At 67.8% G+C, this 18,337-nt stretch carries 15 protein-coding genes; 5 read left to right on the top strand and 10 right to left on the bottom strand.

The annotated features are described in order from the left end of the window. From VFK57_23685 to VFK57_23715, 7 genes are all read right to left on the bottom strand, one after another. On the bottom strand, positions 1-2,131 hold a 2,131-nt coding region (locus VFK57_23685; protein ID HET7698739.1), incomplete at its 3' end, for a family 1 glycosylhydrolase. Continuing rightward, complete coding sequence (glf, locus tag VFK57_23690) at positions 2,128-3,249, bottom strand: UDP-galactopyranose mutase (protein HET7698740.1); 1,122 nt, start codon at positions 3,247-3,249, stop codon at positions 2,128-2,130. The genes VFK57_23685 and glf, both read right to left, overlap by 4 nt. A gap of 3 nt (positions 3,250-3,252) precedes the next feature. Further along, entirely contained in the window at positions 3,253-4,416 is a 1,164-nt protein-coding gene (locus tag VFK57_23695; protein ID HET7698741.1) for a glycosyltransferase family 1 protein, read from the bottom strand. After that, the gene (gene galK, locus VFK57_23700; protein ID HET7698742.1) at positions 4,385-5,557 is read right to left on the bottom strand and encodes a galactokinase; all 1,173 of its coding nucleotides are present in this window, start codon (positions 5,555-5,557) and stop codon (positions 4,385-4,387) included. Before galK ends, VFK57_23695 begins: the two co-directional genes overlap by 32 nt. Next, on the bottom strand, positions 5,544-6,632 hold the full coding sequence (galT, locus tag VFK57_23705) for a galactose-1-phosphate uridylyltransferase (GenBank protein HET7698743.1): 1,089 nt from the start codon (positions 6,630-6,632) through the stop codon (positions 5,544-5,546). Before galT ends, galK begins: the two co-directional genes overlap by 14 nt. Next, the gene (locus VFK57_23710) at positions 6,632-8,494 is read right to left on the bottom strand and encodes a glycoside hydrolase family 2 TIM barrel-domain containing protein (GenBank protein ID HET7698744.1); all 1,863 of its coding nucleotides are present in this window, start codon (positions 8,492-8,494) and stop codon (positions 6,632-6,634) included. The genes galT and VFK57_23710 overlap by 1 nt, the downstream gene beginning before the upstream one ends. 52 nt (positions 8,495-8,546) lie before the next feature. Next, positions 8,547-9,407: a Rieske 2Fe-2S domain-containing protein gene (locus VFK57_23715; GenBank protein HET7698745.1), complete on the bottom strand. Its 861-nt coding sequence runs from the start codon at positions 9,405-9,407 to the stop codon at positions 8,547-8,549. Positions 9,408-9,486: 79 nt separating this feature from the next. Here VFK57_23715 and VFK57_23720 point away from each other — a divergent pair, with 79 nt between their 5' ends. The 3 genes from VFK57_23720 to VFK57_23730 all read left to right on the top strand — a co-directional run bounded on the left by VFK57_23720 (position 9,487) and on the right by VFK57_23730 (position 11,670). Then, positions 9,487-10,614 (top strand): winged helix DNA-binding domain-containing protein, encoded by a 1,128-nt coding sequence (locus VFK57_23720; GenBank protein ID HET7698746.1) that lies wholly within the window; start codon positions 9,487-9,489, stop codon positions 10,612-10,614. Between the two features lie 103 nt (positions 10,615-10,717). Beyond that, positions 10,718-11,359, top strand: a complete 642-nt coding sequence (locus VFK57_23725; GenBank protein HET7698747.1) for a response regulator — start codon at positions 10,718-10,720, stop codon at positions 11,357-11,359. 146 nt (positions 11,360-11,505) lie between these two features. After that, complete coding sequence (locus VFK57_23730) at positions 11,506-11,670, top strand: hypothetical protein (GenBank protein HET7698748.1); 165 nt, start codon at positions 11,506-11,508, stop codon at positions 11,668-11,670. A gap of 187 nt (positions 11,671-11,857) precedes the next feature. On the opposite strand, the gene VFK57_23735 is transcribed toward VFK57_23730, so the two are convergent. Then, the gene (locus VFK57_23735; GenBank protein ID HET7698749.1) at positions 11,858-12,517 is read right to left on the bottom strand and encodes a hypothetical protein; all 660 of its coding nucleotides are present in this window, start codon (positions 12,515-12,517) and stop codon (positions 11,858-11,860) included. 347 nt (positions 12,518-12,864) lie between these two features. Then, positions 12,865-14,709, bottom strand: a complete 1,845-nt coding sequence (locus tag VFK57_23740; GenBank protein ID HET7698750.1) for a HEAT repeat domain-containing protein — start codon at positions 14,707-14,709, stop codon at positions 12,865-12,867. Positions 14,710-15,241: 532 nt separating this feature from the next. Between VFK57_23740 and VFK57_23745 the strand changes: the two genes are divergently transcribed. Together VFK57_23745 and VFK57_23750 are read left to right on the top strand one after the other, a co-directional pair. Then, complete coding sequence (locus VFK57_23745) at positions 15,242-16,075, top strand: HEAT repeat domain-containing protein (protein ID HET7698751.1); 834 nt, start codon at positions 15,242-15,244, stop codon at positions 16,073-16,075. Between the two features lie 348 nt (positions 16,076-16,423). Continuing rightward, complete coding sequence (locus VFK57_23750) at positions 16,424-17,920, top strand: tyrosine-type recombinase/integrase (GenBank protein HET7698752.1); 1,497 nt, start codon at positions 16,424-16,426, stop codon at positions 17,918-17,920. A 93-nt stretch (positions 17,921-18,013) separates the two neighbouring features. Here VFK57_23750 and VFK57_23755 read toward each other — a convergent pair. Then, the coding region (locus tag VFK57_23755; protein HET7698753.1) for a hypothetical protein at positions 18,014-18,337 on the bottom strand (324 nt) is incomplete at its 5' end.

Below are 18,337 nucleotides of genomic sequence, written 5' to 3' on the forward strand. Positions count from 1 at the left end.
AATCACGGGCGAATGCCCCGAGAGCGGCGGCGAGCGGCGGCATCATGGCGCCACGGCTGCTGGCGAGCGCACTGTAAGCCGGACGCGGCGCCGGCGACCAGACGGCCGCGGCTGCGACGCGTTCGATGAGATCCACGGAGCGTCCGGCTGCTTCCGCCGCCGCGCAGGCGAAATCGAACCAGGTGACGGCGCCGTCGTTGGCCAGGTGCCAGATGCCGCGCGCGCCGTCGATCAGGAGATCGAGCGTGCCGTGCACGAGATGTGGAACGTAGGTGGGCGAGACCGTCGTGTCCCCGGCGGCGCGGAACGGCTCCCCGGCGTCGAGCGCACGCAGCAGACACACGAGGAAGTTGTAATCGTCCCACGGACCGAAGAATGCGCTCGTCCGGATGACCAGCGCATCGTCGGCGAGATCGAGCACGCGACGCTCGGCTTCCATCTTGCTGACCCCGTACACGTTGATCGGGTTCGGCTCGTCCTCTTCGACGTAGGGACGGCCGGCGCGGCCGTCGAAGACCAGGTCGGACGAGAACGTCACGAACGGCACCCGGCGCCGGCGGCAGGCTGCCGCGAGATTCACCGCCCCGGTCACGTTGGCGCGCCTGCAGCCCTCGCCGTCGTGTTCCGCCGCGTCCACCCGCACGTAGCCCGCGGCATTCACTACCGCCCACGGCTGCACGTGCCGGATGATCGCGTCGACGCTCGTCGGATCGGTGATGTCGGCGTCGCTTCGCGTCACCGCTCGCGCGCGGAGTCCGCGCTGGTCGCAGATGCGCTGGAAGGCGCGCCCGAGCGTGCCGGTCGCCCCGACGACGAGCAGCGGCCGGTCGGCCGACGCAGGGCGGACCGCCGCCACGGCCGGGCCGTAGATCAGCCGCTCCGGACGCTGCCACCAGGGGGTGCCGTCGATCGCGGCGAGCAGCGACGGGCGGCGCCCCTGCGCGAAATCGCGCACGACGCTGGCGACCGCCGTCGGCCGCGGCGGCGAGGCGCGCACGTCGAACGCGCCGGGCTCGTAGTGGCCGGCGTCTCGGGTGACGAGGGAATCCCAGTCGAACGAGCCGAACAGCGCCCAGGCCGTGACCGCGCGAACGTCGGCGCCCCGGGTGCGCGCCGCCTCCGCGCCGCGCACGGCTTCGGCGAACCACCGGATCTGCTCTTCGCGCGAGCAGGAGAGGTGCGCTTCCGTGATCGCCAGCGGCAGGCGATACCGCTCCCAGGCGTCGAGCAGGTGCGCCTCGTGGCCGACGATGCCTTCCGGACGGGCGCGCACCGCCTCCACGTCCGCATAGGGCGTCGCGCCGTTCCCGCCGTGGCAGGCGGCGGGGTAGCGATCGAGCCGATGGTCGAGAAAGCGATCGCTCGTCAGGTAGTAGTTCAGGCCGACGACGTCCGGCGCGCACGGCTGTTCGGCGAGCGGCGCAAGTTCACCCGCGACGGCGCCGTGCGAGGTCAACCACCGCCAGAGGGGATGGCTGCTGGTGACGCGTCCGGTCAGGAGATCGAACGTGAGCCACCGCCGCTGCTCTTCGAACCGGACCTGTGCGGCGGTTGCCACCGTGCCGAAGCTGCGGCCGCAGTCCTCCGTCTGCACCAGCCGCGCCTGCGGAACGATGCCGCGGATGGCGCGCATCGCGCCCGCGATGCCGTGGACCTGGTGCAGCAGCGCGCGGACGAACGCCGGGTCGTCGCGGCGGTGCGGGTACCAGTGGCCGTAGAGACCGCTGAAGCGCGCCGTGGTGAGCGGCTCGTTGATCGGCGTGTAGTCCTCGATCCATGGGTAGCGTTCGGCGACCGCGCGCGCGAACGCGGCGAAGAGCGCCGGAAACGCCGGGTCGGTCAGCGACGTGAACGCCGGACCGCTGCCGTGATGCAGCAGGCCGACGATCGGGCGGATGCCGAGCGCGCGCAGGCGTGCGAGCCGCTCGTCGGTCCAGCGCCAGTCGAACTCGCCGCGCGCCGGCACGACGCGCTCCCAGAGGACCGGATACCGCAGCGTCCGGATGCCGAGCGCGGCCATGCGATCCAGATCGCCGGGACGCGCGTGGTGCCCCGACCGCAGCACCTGGTCGTACCACCGATCCTGCACGCGGTTGACCGTGCACTCGATCCCGCCCCAGATCTCGATCATGAGTGGATCGCGACCGTCTCACGCCGGGATACGCCCGTCATCTTCGAGTAGAGCGTCAGCGCCTGCGCGACCACCTGATCCATGTTGTAGTACTTGTAGGTGCCGAGGCGGCCGAGGAAGCTCACGCCCGGCGTCTGTTCCGCCAGTTCCTGGTAGCGGCGGTAGAGCACGGCGTTCTCCGGCTGAGGCACCGGATAGTACGGATCTCCCTCGGCGCGCGGGTACTCGTAGACGACCGTCGTCTTCGGATGCTCCTGGCCGGACAGATACTTGAACTCCGTGATCCGCGTGTAGGGATTCTCGTTCGGGTAGTTCACCACCGGCGCGGCCTGCGCCACCGGCATGTTGAGCGTCTCGAAGCGGAACTCCAGCGATCGGTACGGCAGCCGCCCGAACCGGTAGTCGAAGAACTCGTCCACCGGCCCGGTGAAGATCACTTCACGGTACGGAATCACCCCCTCGATCTCGCGATAGTCGGTATTGAGCAGGATCTTGATGTTCGGATGCGCCAGCATCTTCGTGAACATCCGCGTGTAGCCGTGCAGGGGCATCACCTGGTAGGTGTCGGTGAAGTAGCGATCGTCGCGGTTGGTGCGCACCGGCACGCGCGAGGTCACCGAGGCGTCGAGCTCGGACGGATCGAGTCCCCACTGCTTGCGCGTGTAGTTGCGGAAGAACTTCTCGTACAGCTCCCGCCCGACCTTGTTGACGATGACGTCTTCCGAGGTCCTGACCTGCGCCACCGGCTCGGCGACCGAGGCGAAGAACTGCTCCAGCTCGAACGACGTGTAGCGCGTGCCGTAGAGCGCGTTCACCGTGTCGAGATTGATCGGAATCGGCAGCAGCTGCCCGTCGACCGACGCGCGCACGCGGTGCTGGTAGGGGCGCCACTCCGTGAAGCGGGACAGGTACTCGAAGACGTCCCGCGAGTTGGTGTGGAAGATGTGCGGACCGTAGCGGTGGACGAGAATGCCGGCGTCGTCGTAGTGATCGTAGGCATTGCCGCCGATGTGCGGCCGCTTGTCGCAGATGAGCACGGTCTTGCCGCCATGCGCGGCGAGACGCTCCGCGATGGTCGAACCGGCGAAGCCGGCGCCGACAACCAGGTAATCGAACATGGGTTAACCTGCGAGTCCGCCGGCGGTGATGTCGACGCGTCCCCGCTCGGGGCGGAGCACCGCTTCGACCAGCAGCCGGATCCGCAGCCACGTCCCGTCCCACGACGTCTGGCGCAGGAACGCGTCGTGCTGGCGCACGCGCTCGGAGGCGTCTTCCGCCATCGCCGCCTCGCACGCCGCGGCGAACGCCGGCGCGTCGTCCGCGATCCGCACCAGCCCCTGCTGGCCGTACGGCCGCACGACGTCGCGAATCGAGGTGGAGACGACGGGCTTGCCCGCCGCCATGTACTCGGGCGTCTTGGTCGGGCTGATGAAGCGGGTCGCTTCGTTGCGCGCGAACGGCAGCAGCGCGACGTCCCAGCCGCCGACGTACTGCGGCAGCTCGTGGTACTGCTTCGGGCCGAGATAGTGGATGTTCGGCCGGCGCGGCAGCTGGGCGGGATCGATCTTGACGATCGGGCCGAGCAGCACCAGGTGCCAGTCAGGGCGCGCCGCGGCGATCCCGTCGAGCAGCTCGATGTCCATCCGCTCGTCGATGACGCCGAAGAAGCCGAGCCGCGGATGCGGAATGGCGGCCTGATCCGCCGCGTCCTCCGTCACCCGGCGCCCTTGCGCGAAGTGATCGACGTCGACGCTGCTCGGGAACGGATGAATGTTGTCGTGCTGATGCCGCTTGGCTTCGTACAGCGACTGACCGCCGGTGAGCACGAGGTCGGCGAGGCTCAGCAGGGCCGCCTCGCGCTCCTTGAGCACGGCCGGCGCGTTCTTGAATGAAGCCAATTCGTCCATGCAGTCGTACACGACAGCCGCCGGCGCCAGGTGCCGGCTGAACGGCAGCGCCATCGGCGTGTAGTACCACGCCACGAACGTCTGGATCCGCTGCCGGATCACCAGTTCGTCCAGCAGATCGCGCTGCGCCGCTATCGCCGCGCGTTCGTCGAGGCCCGCCGGCAGGAACGGCACGACGACGTGAACCCCTTTCGAGAGCTGGATGTCGATGCGCGGCACGGCGCCGTCTTCGAAGATCGGCTCCTCGAAGAAGAACAGGCGGCGGCACTCTCGCGCGCAGCGCGTCATGAGATGCTGCGGCCGCTGAAAGACGAAGTTCCACCTGAGGTGAGAGAAGCAGATGACGTCAGGAAGCCGGCGGCCCTGGGGATGGATCATGCCCCCGGGACTTCAAGAAGTGTGCCCCGCTCGGAACAATCACCGCCGCGCGGCGGCCCGTTCGCGCCGTGTACGCCTGCGCGACGCGGGCGCCGAGATTCGCTGCAGCCCCAGCACGCACGATCGCGGCGATCGCGCCGCCGAAGCCGCCGCCCGTCAGCCGCGCGCCGTACACGCCCTCCTGCGCCCGCGCGATCTCGACCAGGACATCGATCTCCGGCGTCGAGGTCTCGTAGTCGTCGCGCATCGACGCGTGCGACTCGTTCATCAGACGTCCCATCGTGTCCGCGTCGCCGGCGCGGAGCGCCGCCACGGCCTCCAGGACGCGCTGGTTCTCGGTGATGACGTGGCGCGCGCGGCGGCCGAGTACCGGTGCCAGCCGCTCGACCGCGCCGAGCATCCCGACGTCCGCATCGCGGAGGAAGGGCACGCCGAGCTGCGCCGCAGCCTCGAACGACTCGCGCCTCCGGATCGCGTACTCGCCGCCGGCGTGCTGGTGCGCGACGCCGGAATCGATCACCATCAGCTCGATCGCCGCCGGCAGCGGGATGCGCTCGACCGCGAGCGTGCGCGTGTCGAGGAACAGCGCCTCGCCGCCGCGGCCGAGACTGGACGCCATCTGGTCCATGATGCCGACCGGCGCGCCGACGAAGTCGTTCTCGGCGGCGCGTCCGATCCGCGCCAGCGCGACGTCGTCCAGCGGCAGCGCGAACCGGCTGCGCAGCGCGCGGAGCACGCTGATCTCGAGCGCGGCGCTGGACGACACGCCTCCGCCGATCGGCACCGTCGACACGAGATGCAGGTCGAACCCCGGCAGCGCGATCTGCCGTGCGGCGAGCGCGGCGGTGAGCCCCTGCACGTAATCGAGCCAGCCGCGTCCGCGCGATTCGGATCCCAGCGCATACTGCTCGACGCCGTCCCGGTCGCCGGCGCCGCTGCTCCACGCGCGCACCACGCGATCGCTGCGCGCGGCGATCGTGGCGTGCGTCCGCTGCGGAATGGTCGCCGGAAGCACGTAGCCCTCGTGGTAGTCGGTGTGCTCGCCGAGCAGGTTCACCCGCCCCGGCGCGCTCGCCGTCGTCTCCGGCTCGCGGCCGAAGACGTCCTGGAACGCGCGCGCGGCGGCGTCACCGGTCGACATCGACGGCAATCGCCTGCAACTGTTTGACGGTGTCTTCCGGGAGGCTGTCGGCAGTGAACACGCCGGCCCCCGCCTCGCTGCCCGCCAGGTATTTCAGCCGGCCGGGCAGGCGGTAGGCGGGGTAGAACTCGGCGTGCAGGTGCGCTTCGGGATGCGGCGCGCCGTCGGTCGGCGCCTGATGGAACGCCAGGATGTAGGGGAACGGCCGGCTCCAGAGGGCGTCGTACTTCATCAGTACGGTCTTCAGCGCCCGCGCGAAGTCGGCGCGCTCCTCGCGCGTCAGCGCCGCGAACGACGGCGCGGCGCGCCGCGGCGCGACCCAGACCTCGTAGGTGTAGCGGGCGCAGATCGGCATGAAGGCGGCGGCGTGGGATCCGCGATAGAGCACGCGCTCGCCGCCGGCGAGCTCGCGCTCGATCATGTCCGCGAGCAGGCCGCGTCCCGTCTTCTCCAGGTACTCGCGCTGCTGCGCCAGTTCGCGCGCCGCAACCGGCGGCACGAACGGATACGCGTAGATCTGCCCGTGCGGATGATGCAGCGTCACCCCCACCTCGACGCCGCGATTCTCGAACGGAAAGACGTAGGCGACGTCCGGCCGCGCGCCGAGGACCTCCTGGCGATCCGCCCAGACGTCGACGAGCAGCTCCAGATGGGAGAGCGGCAGCGATCCGAGCGTGGCCTGGGCATCGCGCGTAAAGACGACGACCTCGCACGCGCCCTGCCCGGGCGCCGTCGGAATCTCGAGCGCCGGCGGATCGTGCGCGCCGGCCGCGAGCGTCGGAAACAGGTTGTCGAACACGGCGACGTCCCACGGCGCGTCCGGCACTTCGGTCGGGTTCCCGGGATCGCGGCTCGGCGCCAGGGGGTTGTATTCGGGCGGCGGCAGGAAGGTCCGGTGCTGACGATGGCCGGCGTAGGCGACCCACTCGCCGCGCAGCGGATGCCAGCGGAGGTGCGGATTCGGCTGGTGCGCCGCCCGGTTGGGGCTCGGCGCGGTGAGATCGTCCGGCAGCGCGGCGCGCGCGTAGAGGGTCAGCCGGCGTCCGTCCGGTTTACGCAGCTCGCGGCGGTGCACTACGACGCCTCGCCGCGATCGGCGCTGCTCTCGAGCTGTTCCAGCCCGTCGGTCCGCGCCGCCGACGGACCGGCGGTCGCGGCGCGGATGCGCGCGATCGGGACCTTCGGCGTGCGCTCCGCCGTCAACAGCCCGTTCGCCTCCTGATACGTGTCGGCGAACTGCGTATAACAGAACCCGGAGAGCAGGCCGAGGCTGCGCACCGACGCGAGCAGCCGCTCGTAGTGCGTGGCGAACGACTCCGCGTCGCGGCATACGCTGTAGCCCCATGTCGCCGAGGGCCCCCCGTCCTCGGGGCGCAGCGCGATGCCGCCGAACTCCGACAGCATGAGCGGCTGATCGCCGTGCTTGTCGCCTTCGAGCACGAGCATGCGTCCGCCCGGCCGCTCGCGCTTGAACAGGCGCGGCAGCACTTCGTCGGCGTGATAGCGGCGCGCGATGCGATCCGGCGTGTCGTCGTAGTCGTGAATGCCGATGATGTCGGTGGCGACGCTTTCCCATCCGTCGTTGCCCACTACCGGGCGCGTGGGATCGAGCGTCTTGGTGAGGTGATACAGCGCCTGCACGTAGTGGCGCTCGCGCGGATTGTCCGGCAGGTTGGGGACGCCCCACGATTCGTTGATCGGGACCCACGCCACGATGCACGGATGACTGTAGTCGCGCGCGATCGCCGCCATCCATTCGTGCGACAGGCGCTCGACCGAGCGCGGCGTGAAGCGATAGGCGCTCGGCATCTCACCCCAGACCGCGAGCCCCAGCGTGTCGGCCCAGTACAGGTAGCGCGGATCCTCGAGCTTCTGGTGCTTCCGCACGCCGTTGAAGCCCATGGCTTTCGCCAGCTCCACGTCCCGCCGCAGCGCCGCGTCGTCGGGCGCCGTGACGCCGCCCTCGGGCCAGTAGCCCTGGTCGAGGACCATGCGGAGCAGGTACGGACGGTTGTTCAGAACGAACCGATCGCCCTGCACCGCCGTGGAGCGGAGCGCCAGATACGACCACACGCGATCGAGGAGTTCGCCGCGCTCTCCCCACAGCTCGAGCTGCACGTCCACCAGCGTCGGCGCATCCGGCGACCAGAGCAGCTCGTTGCGCGAATCGTCGATCCCCGGATCCGACAGGGCGATGCCGCGATGGACTTCGCCGCTGACGACGAGGTAGGTGTCGGCCGCCAGCGTCTGGCCGCGGCACGTCAGCTTGACCGAGAGCCGCAGGTCCGCCCGCCGGTCGCCCCCCTCGAGCCACGCCTGCACGCCGATCTCCCACCGCGCGAGATTCGGCGTGAACGCGAGCCGCGCGATGCGCGTTGCCGGGACGCGCTCGAGCCAGACCGTCTGCCAGATCCCGGTCGTGCGCGGATACCAGATCGAATGCGGTTCGAGCTGCCAGTCCTGCTTGCCGCGCGGCTTGCTCAGATCCTGCGGATCGTCTTCCGCCTGGACGATGATCTCGCACGAGCCCCGGCACACGAACGCGGTGACGTCGAAGGAGAACGGCGTGTAGCCCCCCTCGTGCGCGCCGAGCCGCACGCCGTTCGCCCATACCGTGGCCGTGCAGTCGACCGCGCCGAAGTGCAGCAGCCACCGGGATCCATCGGAGGGCGCGTCGACGTCAATCGTCGTGCGGTACCAGCAGGCGCGCAGGAACCCGGTGTGCCCGAGCCCGCTCGCCGGCGCTTCGGGCGAGAACGGCACCCGGATCCGCTCGGTCCAGACGACGTCGGCGGGCAGCCGCCACGCCGAGTCGGGATCGAAGGCGAACTCCCACTCGCCGTTGAGCGAGATCCAGGATTCACGGCGGAGCTGCGGCCGCGGGTATCCGCGGCCCTCGGAGTCGAGCGCGGTCGAGGCAATCAAACGTGTGTCCACAGGGTTCCATCGCTGAGTCTAGCTGACTCGGGATGCGCCGGTCCGGCGCCGCTCAACGCCGCCGGACTTCAAGGAAGCCGCCGCTCTCGCGGACGTCGTAGCACGGCTGATCGTAAACGGACGGACCGTGCACGAGCTTGCCGGACTCGACGCAGAAGGTCGAGCCGTGCCATGGACACACGATGGCGCCGTCCTTCAGTTCTCCTTCCGACAGTGGGCCGCCCTGATGCGCGCAGCGTTCCGCCAACGCGAACAGCCGGCCTTGATGACGCCCGACCACGATGTCGACGTCGCCGACGCGGACTTTCTTCCTGGTGCCTTCCGGCAGTTCGGAGGCGGGAACCGCGCGGGTGAACTCGCCGGGCGCGTTCCACTCGAGCGCATGGTGCGGGCCGATCTGCCGCTGGTACACGAGCGCGCCGCCGAGGTATGCGCCCGCCATCGCCACGGCGAATCCGGTGGACGATGCGGCGACCGCGTTGGGACTCTTGCGGCGACGGCGCAGCAGCGCGGACGTGAGGAACAGGCTGGTTGCGGCGATGTTGATCATCCCGTGCACGAAACCGATCCGCCGCGAGTCGCGTCCGGTGTCGCTCCAATCGGCCAGACCGGTGACCGCCGCGCCGACGGCGCCGACGAGGCCCGTCGTGATGCACACGCGCGCCGCCTCGTCATACGCGCGAGTCCGGCGCGCGGCGCCCAGCGCGTCGAACACCTGCGCCATCATCCAGGCGCCGATCGGAATGTCGGTCAAGACGGGATGGAGCGGATGGCCGAGCCAGCGGCCGTGCAGCGCATCCTTCACGTTCCGTCCGCTGTCACCGGGGAAGGCTCTCTCGACCGCCTTCTCGACGGGCTTGGCGACGTGGTCCAGCCACTCCTGCGAACCGATGGCCTGCGCGAGCTCGCTCATCTGCGTCTCCTTTACCGCATCACGGACGAGCAAACCCGCTGCCACGGCGGGCCGCGGCTGTGCCAGAATGCAGCGCCTCATGTCAGTGACGCCCGACGGACGCGCGTTGATCGCGGAGCGGCTCGCCAGCCAGGGACTCATCCGCGCGCGGTTCTCTCGCGCCGCCGAGGTCGTGGAGTGGCACGGCGCCGTCCAGGCGCAGGAATACCAGCCGTCGAAGTGGGCGCTCGCGCTCCGCATGCGCGCCGCCGCCGACGCGGACGTGCAGCGCGAGATCGACGAGGGAAGGATCCTGCGCACGCACGTGATGCGGCCGACATGGCATTACGTCGCCGCGCGGGATCTGGTGTGGATGCAGCGCCTGACCGCGTCGCGCGTGCAGCGTGGGATGCAGGTCTACTGGCGCCGCATGGAGATCGACGGTGCGCTCCTGCGCCGTGCGGCGGGCGTGTTCGAACGGGCGCTGCGCGACGGGCGGCACCTCACGCGCGCCGACCTCGGCGCCCGGCTGCATCGCGCCGGGATTGCGTTGTCCGGCTACCGGCTGGCGCACGCCGCGTTGTACGCCGAGCTGGAAGCCGTGATCTGCAGCGGACCGCGAGTGGGGAAGCAGTCGACCTACGCGCTCGTCGCCGAACGAGCGCCGCGTCCGCGCGATCTCTCGGGCGACGAAGCGCTGGCCGAGCTGGCGCGCCGCTTCTTTCGCAGCCACGGTCCGGCGACGGCACGCGACTTCGCATGGTGGTCGAACCTGACGATGACCGACGCGCGCCGCGGCGCCGACATCATCCGCGCCAGGGCGCGCGAGGTCGACGGACGGACGTACTGGACGCTCGGATCGCGCGCCGGCTTGCGGGTTCCGCAGCCGCTCGTGCACCTGCTGCCGGTCTACGACGAGTACGTGGTCGCGTATCGCGATCGCGCGCTGGTGCCGCACGGTCCGGCGAAGGTCATGGGGAAGCCGGGGTACGCGACGTTTCAACACACAGTCGTGATCGACGGCCAGGTGGCGGGGACGTGGCGCGCGGTGCGGACGGCGCGGGGCGTGCGGATATCGATGACGCCGATGCGGCGTCTGACCGCGAAAGAGCTGAAAGGGATCGAGGCGGCCGCGTCGCGGCACGGGGACTTCCTCGGCGTACCGGTCACCGTGGACGCGGCGTCCGGGCGGGGAAGCGGCCGGTCTGCGCGCTCAGCTCAACCGTAAAAAAAGACGGTCTTTGTACGTTCCCGGACGTTGCAGCGCTCCCACCCGCGCTAGACTCACGGACGTGGCTTTGACCAGTCCCTCGCATCAGGACAGTGCAAGCGTGCCGCCCATCGTCCTGCTCGTGGAGGACGATGCGGATACGCGCGACATGTACTCGCTGTTTCTCGAGACATCGGGCATGTGGGTCGCGACCGCAGCCGACCCGACCGCCGCGGCGGATGCGGTGGTCGAGCTCAAGCCGGACATCATCGTCACGGATCTGGAGTTTCACGGCGAACGTCAGGGAGGGCTCGAGTTCGCGCAGGCGCTCAAGCGGGATTCGGCGACGTCGCACGTGCCGGTCGTGCTCCTGAGCGGCCGGGCGCCGCGCGATCTGCCGGGTGAGCAGCGCAGGGACGCCGATCTGTTCCTGGTGAAGCCGGTACTGCCCGAGGATCTGTTCACGCACATCGGCGCGCTGCTCCAGCGATCGCGCGAATTGCGGCGCCTCAACGAGGCGGCCTGCACGCGCGCCGCGGGGCTGGTGCAGAAGTCGACGGAGCTGCTCGCCCGGTCGCGGGAGATCGACAGCCGCGTCGATCTGACGTCGCGCCGCTGTCCGGTGTGCGCGCAACGGCTCCAGTGGGTCGAGACCGGCCGCATCGCCGGCATCGAGTACGATTACTTTCACTGGTGCGACAGCGGCTGCGGCCTGTACTGCTACGACCGTCAGGGGCAGCGCTGGGTCAAGCTGGCGGGCTGACGCAGGACGATCCTCTCCCCCTCCGCATCCAGGCGGACTCGGTCTTCTGCATCGCCGGACTGCCGGCCGCAGGCGATTCGCGAGACGCCGAGAGCCGCTCTCCCCGGCAATCGATTCGGATCGACGCAACTTTTCGCAGCGTCCGCGTGTCTAAGTGTGGCGGGAGACGAGGCCGGCGCGCGCATCGCCATGCCGGAAGCGGCGCACCGGCGTGTCAGGTTTTCACCTACATCAACGACATGGGATGGTTCATCGCTCTCGTCGTCATGGCGCTGATCGGGGCGCTGGCCAGGACGTTCGAACGCGACTGACTCGCGGTTTGAAGCGACTTGAATTCCCGGCGTCCGCGCATCTGCGAGTACTCGGCGTTCTTCACCTTGAGCGAGGACGTGGCCGTCCCGTCGCTGACGTAGGCGCCGCGCGCCCACTTCGCGACGATCCCTTCCAGGTCGCGCGCGCAGGCGAGATCGAACAGATCGGCGCCGCGCCCTGCGACGGTCAGACGATCCAGTTGTCCACGTCAGTGATCTTCCACCGGCCGTTCTCTTCAACGACGGTCACTCTCTGCCCGGTATACTCACCGGTTCGGAGTCCCACGATGATCGTACCGGCCCGGCGCGCCACCACGGAGATCGGCGCCGCATCGACGCGCCGTGGCATCCGCCCTTCAGGGACACCAGGGATCGGCGGCGACGACCTGATGAACGCGACGAGAGCCAGCAATGTGCTGTCGGTGATGTCCCCCTCGATAACGAAGGGCCAGTCGCGGTCTCCATCCATGCTGATGTCGAATGGCACACGACCCGGCGACCCGATGTACGCGTACTGCTTGGTCTGGTGGAGTCTCCACGCCGAGCGTCGCTCAACGTCCGGAACGTCATCGGCCATCAGGGCAAGCATTCGGCCGCGGCTCACCTGCGGCCTGGTGACGTCGGGCTGCAAGAACACCTCGATGTACGCCATGCCTCTGATCATGGAGCGATGGCCGAGCACCAGCCACGGCCGGCCACCCGCCGTCGTCGCGATCACGTCGATCTCATCGAGGTCCGAGGGCGAGAGCGCTCGGCCGAGTGCACCGAACCGACCTGGCTCGGGACCGAACGCTTGACCGAACAGGCACAGAAGCAGCGCTACAGTGAACCTGCACATCGTCTGCATCCTCCATCATCACTGTTCGCAACAGCGGTCTTCCGCGATGACATCGTCGAGGGCTCCTGGCGGTTGTAGAGGATCGTAGGATTCCGGATGTCGTAGTCCGAAAGTACGCCCCGTCGATCCTTCGTCATGTAGCTGCGCGGCTCCGCGACGATGCCGCGACAATGAGGTCAGTCCGCGCGAGCATTTGATCGATCGTTGGCGGCAGTCCGGACGGAATCGACACTATGTGCCGTAACGAGCCGCGACGCGCGAGCTGGCTCGGAATCGTATCCAGTTGCGCGACGGGGTAGCGACATCAGCGCCACCGTGACGAGCGTGAGCACGGAATGGGCATCGTCACGGTCGCGTCACGACATCCAACCGCGCACCAGGCACAGGAACACCCAGCCGTTCGCACGGCGCTCGAACAGCATCGAATAGCCCCGGTCGACGTAGCCGCCGGATCTGAACACGACATCGACGACTGCGAATTGCCTCCACTGTCGCACAGTCGTCACGTTGGCAAGCTGCGGCAATTCTGTTGGAAGCAGGCGCCGGTCGACGGCCGATGGAGCCGTCGCCGCGACCGCCAATTCCGCGTGTTGGCTCGCCGTTAGGTCTGCGCCCGCGCTCTGCACCCTCGGCAGCAGGTACTCTCTGAGGACTTGCACTGCCAGATCCTGCACGCGGGGCTCGCCGCGCACGCCGAGCGCGCCGACCCACAGGTCGATGTTGGGCTGCTTGGTGAGCTGGGCCGACTCGAACTCGGCCGCATAGCGCACCGTGAGGGACTCGGCACGCGTGTAGCGTTCGAGCAAGGGCACGTAACTGTCGTCGAGTGGGCCGAAGTTGAGCGTGTCGATGTTCTCGTGTAGGGAGAGGAGGTTGCGCGCGTCGAAGTCGACGCGGACGCGTTCCATCGTGAGATCCAACCGAAGGATCTTGAGCGGGTGCTGCGCGCCGTAATTGCGGTTGATGGTCGGGAGCAGATTGGGCTCGTTCAGCATCGTCTTCAGACCCTGATGCGACGGCACTGGGACCGGCACCCAGCCTGTGCCCGCGCGGCGATACAACGAAATCCACACCCGGTTCGCGACGCGCCCGTTCGACAGGTACACGGTGGTCGCGACGCGCGCGACTCCGTTCGCGGCGGTAATGGCGTGAAAGGCGACGCCGCAGGCGCTGCCACGCACGCGGGCGACGAAATCGGCGGGCGAGTCGGCGAGGACCGCGGCGGCGGGGCCGAACGCGGCGGCGAACGGCGGCGTCACGCGATCGGGATACACGAGCAGCGTCTTGTCCCCTGAGACCATTGCACGGATGTCGTTGTCGACGCGCAGGTTCCTCAGCTCGCCGTACAGCCACTGGACGTGCAGCGCGGCGAGCGTGTTCCTGTCGGACGCGGGCGCCGGCGCCGCTTCGGTGAGCAGGATCATGTTCAGATCGAACAGGAGCTGCGCGCGAGTGACCGCATCCGGTGAACGGTCGAGCGCCGTCACGATCGGTTCAATCGAGCCGAGGTCACGAAACGTGCCGAGCAGCGCCGCGGCAACGCGCTGGCTCTCGGCGGATCCCGACGCGAGCGCCTGCCAGACGGCGGGCAAGGCCGCGCGTCCTTCGGCCATCACCCGCCGTTCCAGTGCGGTATCGGGCTGTTCCCACAGGAGCGCGCGCACCCGCGCACCGGGATCGCCAGATTTGCCCAGACGGACGTACACCGCCGCTGCGGCTTCGCGAACCGGCTGTGGCGCGGTCGACCGGGCGACACGCTCCAGCACCGGCAATGCGCTGGGCGCGCCGCTCGCCACGAGTCCCTCGACCGCGGCCGACATGTCATACGGTGTGCGGTCGGACTGCGCGAGAAACCGTTCGATCGCAGGCACGCCCTCCGCACCGGCCACGTGGCCCAGCGCGGTGACCGCGCGCGCGCGCACGCTGACATCGCCGTTCGCCATCAGCCAGATCAGCACCGGAGCTGCCGCGGGGTTGCGCGAGCGCTGCAGTGCATCGATCAACCGCAGCACGCCGGGCTCGCCGAGCTTCGACAGGGTCTGCCCGTAACTGGCGTCGATCGTCGCGAGGAGCGCGCGGCTGACGGGTGGAAACGTCGACGCGTCAACCGACTGTGGAGGGCTGGGCGTCTGCGGCACGACATCGGGCACGCCCAGCAGCAGTGCCAGCGCGAGGAACAGGTGACTCACGACGTCGTCCAAGCCGCGCTGATCGGCATATAGAGAGAGGTCCTCGATTACAGTTCTGCAAGGCACACGCGCGCCTGTCGTCAGCCTTCGGACGTTCGACGTTGCAGAACGGCCGTGAGGCCTAGCCGCCGGAGCAGCCCAGCAAGAGAGATACCGGAGGGTGCGGACCTATAATTCGGGTCAGGTGACAGTGAGATTCTCCCGGGATCTCGGTCCACTTCCACAGTGAATTCTGCGGCACAATCCGGCCAGACGGCCAGGAGGACGTGCCGTGAAGAAAACGTCGAGCAGATTCCCGCGGTGTTGAAGCAAGCCGAGAACCGGCATCCCCGTGGCGACGTCTGTCGCCAAGCCGACCGACAACGCCGCTGCGAATCGTTCAACGAGCGCTTCCGCGAGGCGTGCCTGAATGTCCACTGGTGTCAATCGCTCTCAAGGGTCTCAGGCCCAGTGAATACGCTCGGAACGCGACGACGGCCGCTGATGACTCGCCGTCCTGGTGGACGGAAAAACGGGGACTTCTCAACAACACGGGAGTGATCCGATGAGCACCATGTACGGCACTGCGGTGAGTCTGATGCTGATGATCGTCTCCCCCGAAGGCGCACCGACTCTGGCACAGAGACCGGCGGCGACTGCTGACCAGATATCGAAAGGCCAGGCACTGAAGAGTGCGACAGAGGGACCGGCGGCGCTAACCGGGAGCCAAGTAGCCCTTGTCCATGCTGGGCTGACGGACACCGACCCGCGTGTTCGTGAAACGGCCGCGGAAGTCATCATGGCTCGCGCCTGGATGGCTCGGTCGAAGCGGACAGCCGAGGCGCGCGCCGTCTGGTTGCAGGACAGAGGCAAACTTGCGAAGTCGCAGTCGCGCCTGGAGCAGATGTTGAAATCGGATCGAGATCGGAAGGTTCGGCTGGCGGTTGTCCTGGCTTTGTCGAATCTGGAATACACAGGGAACGAGGATCTGACGATCAGCGCGAGGCTGACGAAGACGCTCGCAAGTGCTTACGAACTGGAGCAAGACGGCACAGTTCGAAATGAGATCATCAAGACGCTGGCTCTCACGAATTCCGATGAGCCGGCGAGAGACCGCGCACTGTCAAAGGCGCTGTCTGACGTCTCGCTGGGTGCAGTGCAGCAGGCTGTCGCCGGTCTGGCGAGAAGTCAGAATGCCGCGGCGCTGCCGCGTATCGCTCGGCTACTCCGTCACCACTCCCGTTCCATTCGGTTGACGGTAGCCCAGGCAATGGCCAGATTCGGGAGTCAGGCAAAATCCTATGTAAGTGAGATGCGCGCGGCCGCCGCGGCGGAGACCGATCCCATCGTCCGTCAGACGCTGGACATGTCCATCGCCCTTATAGAGAAGAAGGCCTGAACACCTCCAAAGCAGGAACGCTTCGTGTTCGACAGAGGAGCGAATGGCCGCAGGGGCGATTGGGAGGAGCACGACCTCGCATTCGCCACCCGGACCCGACGCGCGCTCGATGGCACAAACGTGACCAGGGACTTTGAGCGGATGCTGAAGAATGCGAAGCTCCCGCAGTGATTGGCTGTCACCCGCCAAGAGCACGGGATCGATTTTCTGAGGAAAACTGGAGCCGGCGATCGGACTTGAACCGATGACCTGCTGATTACGAATCACTACCCAGGGCAATCGCGTGGGGTCTGCTGAAAACGGCTGATGACGTAAGTCGTTCTTTGGTCTTGATTTAGAACCAACTCCGTGTTTTCATCGGTTGGCAGCAAACGGCGCGAAGTGGCGTCGTTCTGCTGCCAATGTGCTGCCAAACGGAGCCGCGAGATGAGTCAAGCCGATCACGTCGAGAGCGTCGCGGAACGTCGCCGGAAGCGCCGCCTGAACTTCACCGACCGATCGATTCTCGCGCTCAAGCCGACCGCGAAACTCACCGACTATTGGGATTCCTCCCTGCCAGGTTTCGGCATCCGCGTCGCGCCAACTGGCTTCAAGACGTGGATCGTGATGTATCGCCGCCCGAGCGGCAACGCCAGTCGCATGAAGCTCGGTACGTATCCTGCCGTCAAGCTGGCGGAAGCTCGCCTGGCTGCCCAGCGCACGATCGGCGGCATCCAAATCGACCATCGAGATCCTGTCGCTGAGCGTGAAATCGAGCGTCAAGCTGAAACGTTCGCGCAGCTCGCCGACGAGTACATGCGCCGATGGGCCAAGCAGGTAGGCGCGGATGGGCGCCCGCGAAAGCGCTCGTGGCGAGAAGACGAACGTCAGATCAATCTATACCTGCTGCCCGCGTTGCGAAACCGCAAGGTGAAGGACATCACGCGACGAGATATTCGTGACCTCGTCGAGGGAATCGCAGAACGCAGGCTCCGCAAGGGCACCACTGAGGACGGCCAGGAGAAGCTCGGCGCGCCCATCATGGCGAATCGCGTGCTGGCCCTGGTCAAGAAGATGTTCAACTTCGCGCTCGATCGAGAGTGGATCGACGCCAATCCCGCAGCCAGGCTCAAGCCGGTGTCGCCGGAAACCCGCCGCGATCGCGTGCTGTCGCCGGAGGAGATTCGAACGCTCTGGCGGGAGCTCGACTCAGAGCATCATCGGATCGCCACGCTGTTTCGTACGCAGCTGCTGACCGCACAACGTCCCGGTGAGGTTTCGAAAATGCGATGGGCACAGCTCGATCCGGCGCTCTTCGAGCGCACGACGGACGGCGTCGTGCTCCCGTCGAAACTCGAGCCGGTCGTCTGGACAATTCCCGCGAAGGAAGCCAAGAACGGACTGGCCCACGAGGTCCCGCTGAGCGGCGCCGTGATCGAGCTCCTGCGGGATCTGGCGAAGCGCGACGAAGAGGAGCGCGCCAAAATCAACACGCTGTATCGAGCCAAGAAGCACCAGCCGGCGAGAGAGCCGAGCGAGTACGTGTTCCCGTCCCGCACGCGGAAGGGCCCGATCAAAGAAGTCCAAAAGGCCGTTCAGCGGCTTCGCAAGCGCTGCGGCTTCAAGTTCATCGCCCACGATCTTCGCCGGACCGCGGCGACGCTGATGGCGGACGCAGGGGTGCCGGAGAACTTCATCCCCAAGGTGCTGAATCACGTGGAGGCCGGCGTCACGCGGCGGCACTACAACCTGCATGCCTATCGTGGTGAGAAGCGGGCGGCGCTCGAAACGTGGGCTCGATACCTCGAGGCGATTCTCGCAAACAAGCAGCCGGCGACAGCGACGGTCGTTCCGTTTAGGCGCTAGCGACCCCGACTTCTGTCGAGCACTGGCCCAGACCATGAGGCGCTACCAAGAGGAGGCACCACGCTTCTTCCGACGGGCGGGCTGCGCAGGACGTCATGGTTGCAAATCTGATCGAACGCTTGTCGGAAACGTGCCGTCTGTGCGGCGAGGAATCGGATAGGGCACTTCCTTCGGCCACGTCCCCTTATCGTGGATGTTCTTCTCGGCGAGCAGAGTGAATTGGAGACGATCCTCGTCCCAATGTTGGTTCGCCATTTCCGCGATCTGAAGGCCAGACGCAAGCGCACTGATCGCGAGACCGAGGGACACGTCAACTCGCGATTGCTTGCGGTCGGTGTACGTCGTGACGCAGGCCTTGTGTGTCTCGGCGTACGTGAGCGCCATGCCGTGTGCGTTCGGATGTGCGCACATCCGAAC

It is taken from the genome of Vicinamibacterales bacterium, from assembly GCA_035699745.1.
In the GTDB taxonomy this organism is placed as follows: domain Bacteria; phylum Acidobacteriota; class Vicinamibacteria; order Vicinamibacterales; family 2-12-FULL-66-21; genus JAICSD01.

Coding starts and splice junctions, on each gene's coding strand:
- VFK57_23745 (HET7698751.1), top strand. CDS start 15,242: ATGAGCACCATGTACGGCACTGCGGTGAGTCTGATGCTGATGATCGTC.
- VFK57_23715 (HET7698745.1), bottom strand. CDS start 9,407: ATGAGCGAGCTCGCGCAGGCCATCGGTTCGCAGGAGTGGCTGGACCAC.
- VFK57_23735 (HET7698749.1), bottom strand. CDS start 12,517: ATGCAGACGATGTGCAGGTTCACTGTAGCGCTGCTTCTGTGCCTGTTC.
- VFK57_23695 (HET7698741.1), bottom strand. CDS start 4,416: ATGATCCATCCCCAGGGCCGCCGGCTTCCTGACGTCATCTGCTTCTCT.
- galK (HET7698742.1), bottom strand. CDS start 5,557: ATGTCGACCGGTGACGCCGCCGCGCGCGCGTTCCAGGACGTCTTCGGC.
- glf (HET7698740.1), bottom strand. CDS start 3,249: ATGTTCGATTACCTGGTTGTCGGCGCCGGCTTCGCCGGTTCGACCATC.
- VFK57_23720 (HET7698746.1), top strand. CDS start 9,487: ATGTCAGTGACGCCCGACGGACGCGCGTTGATCGCGGAGCGGCTCGCC.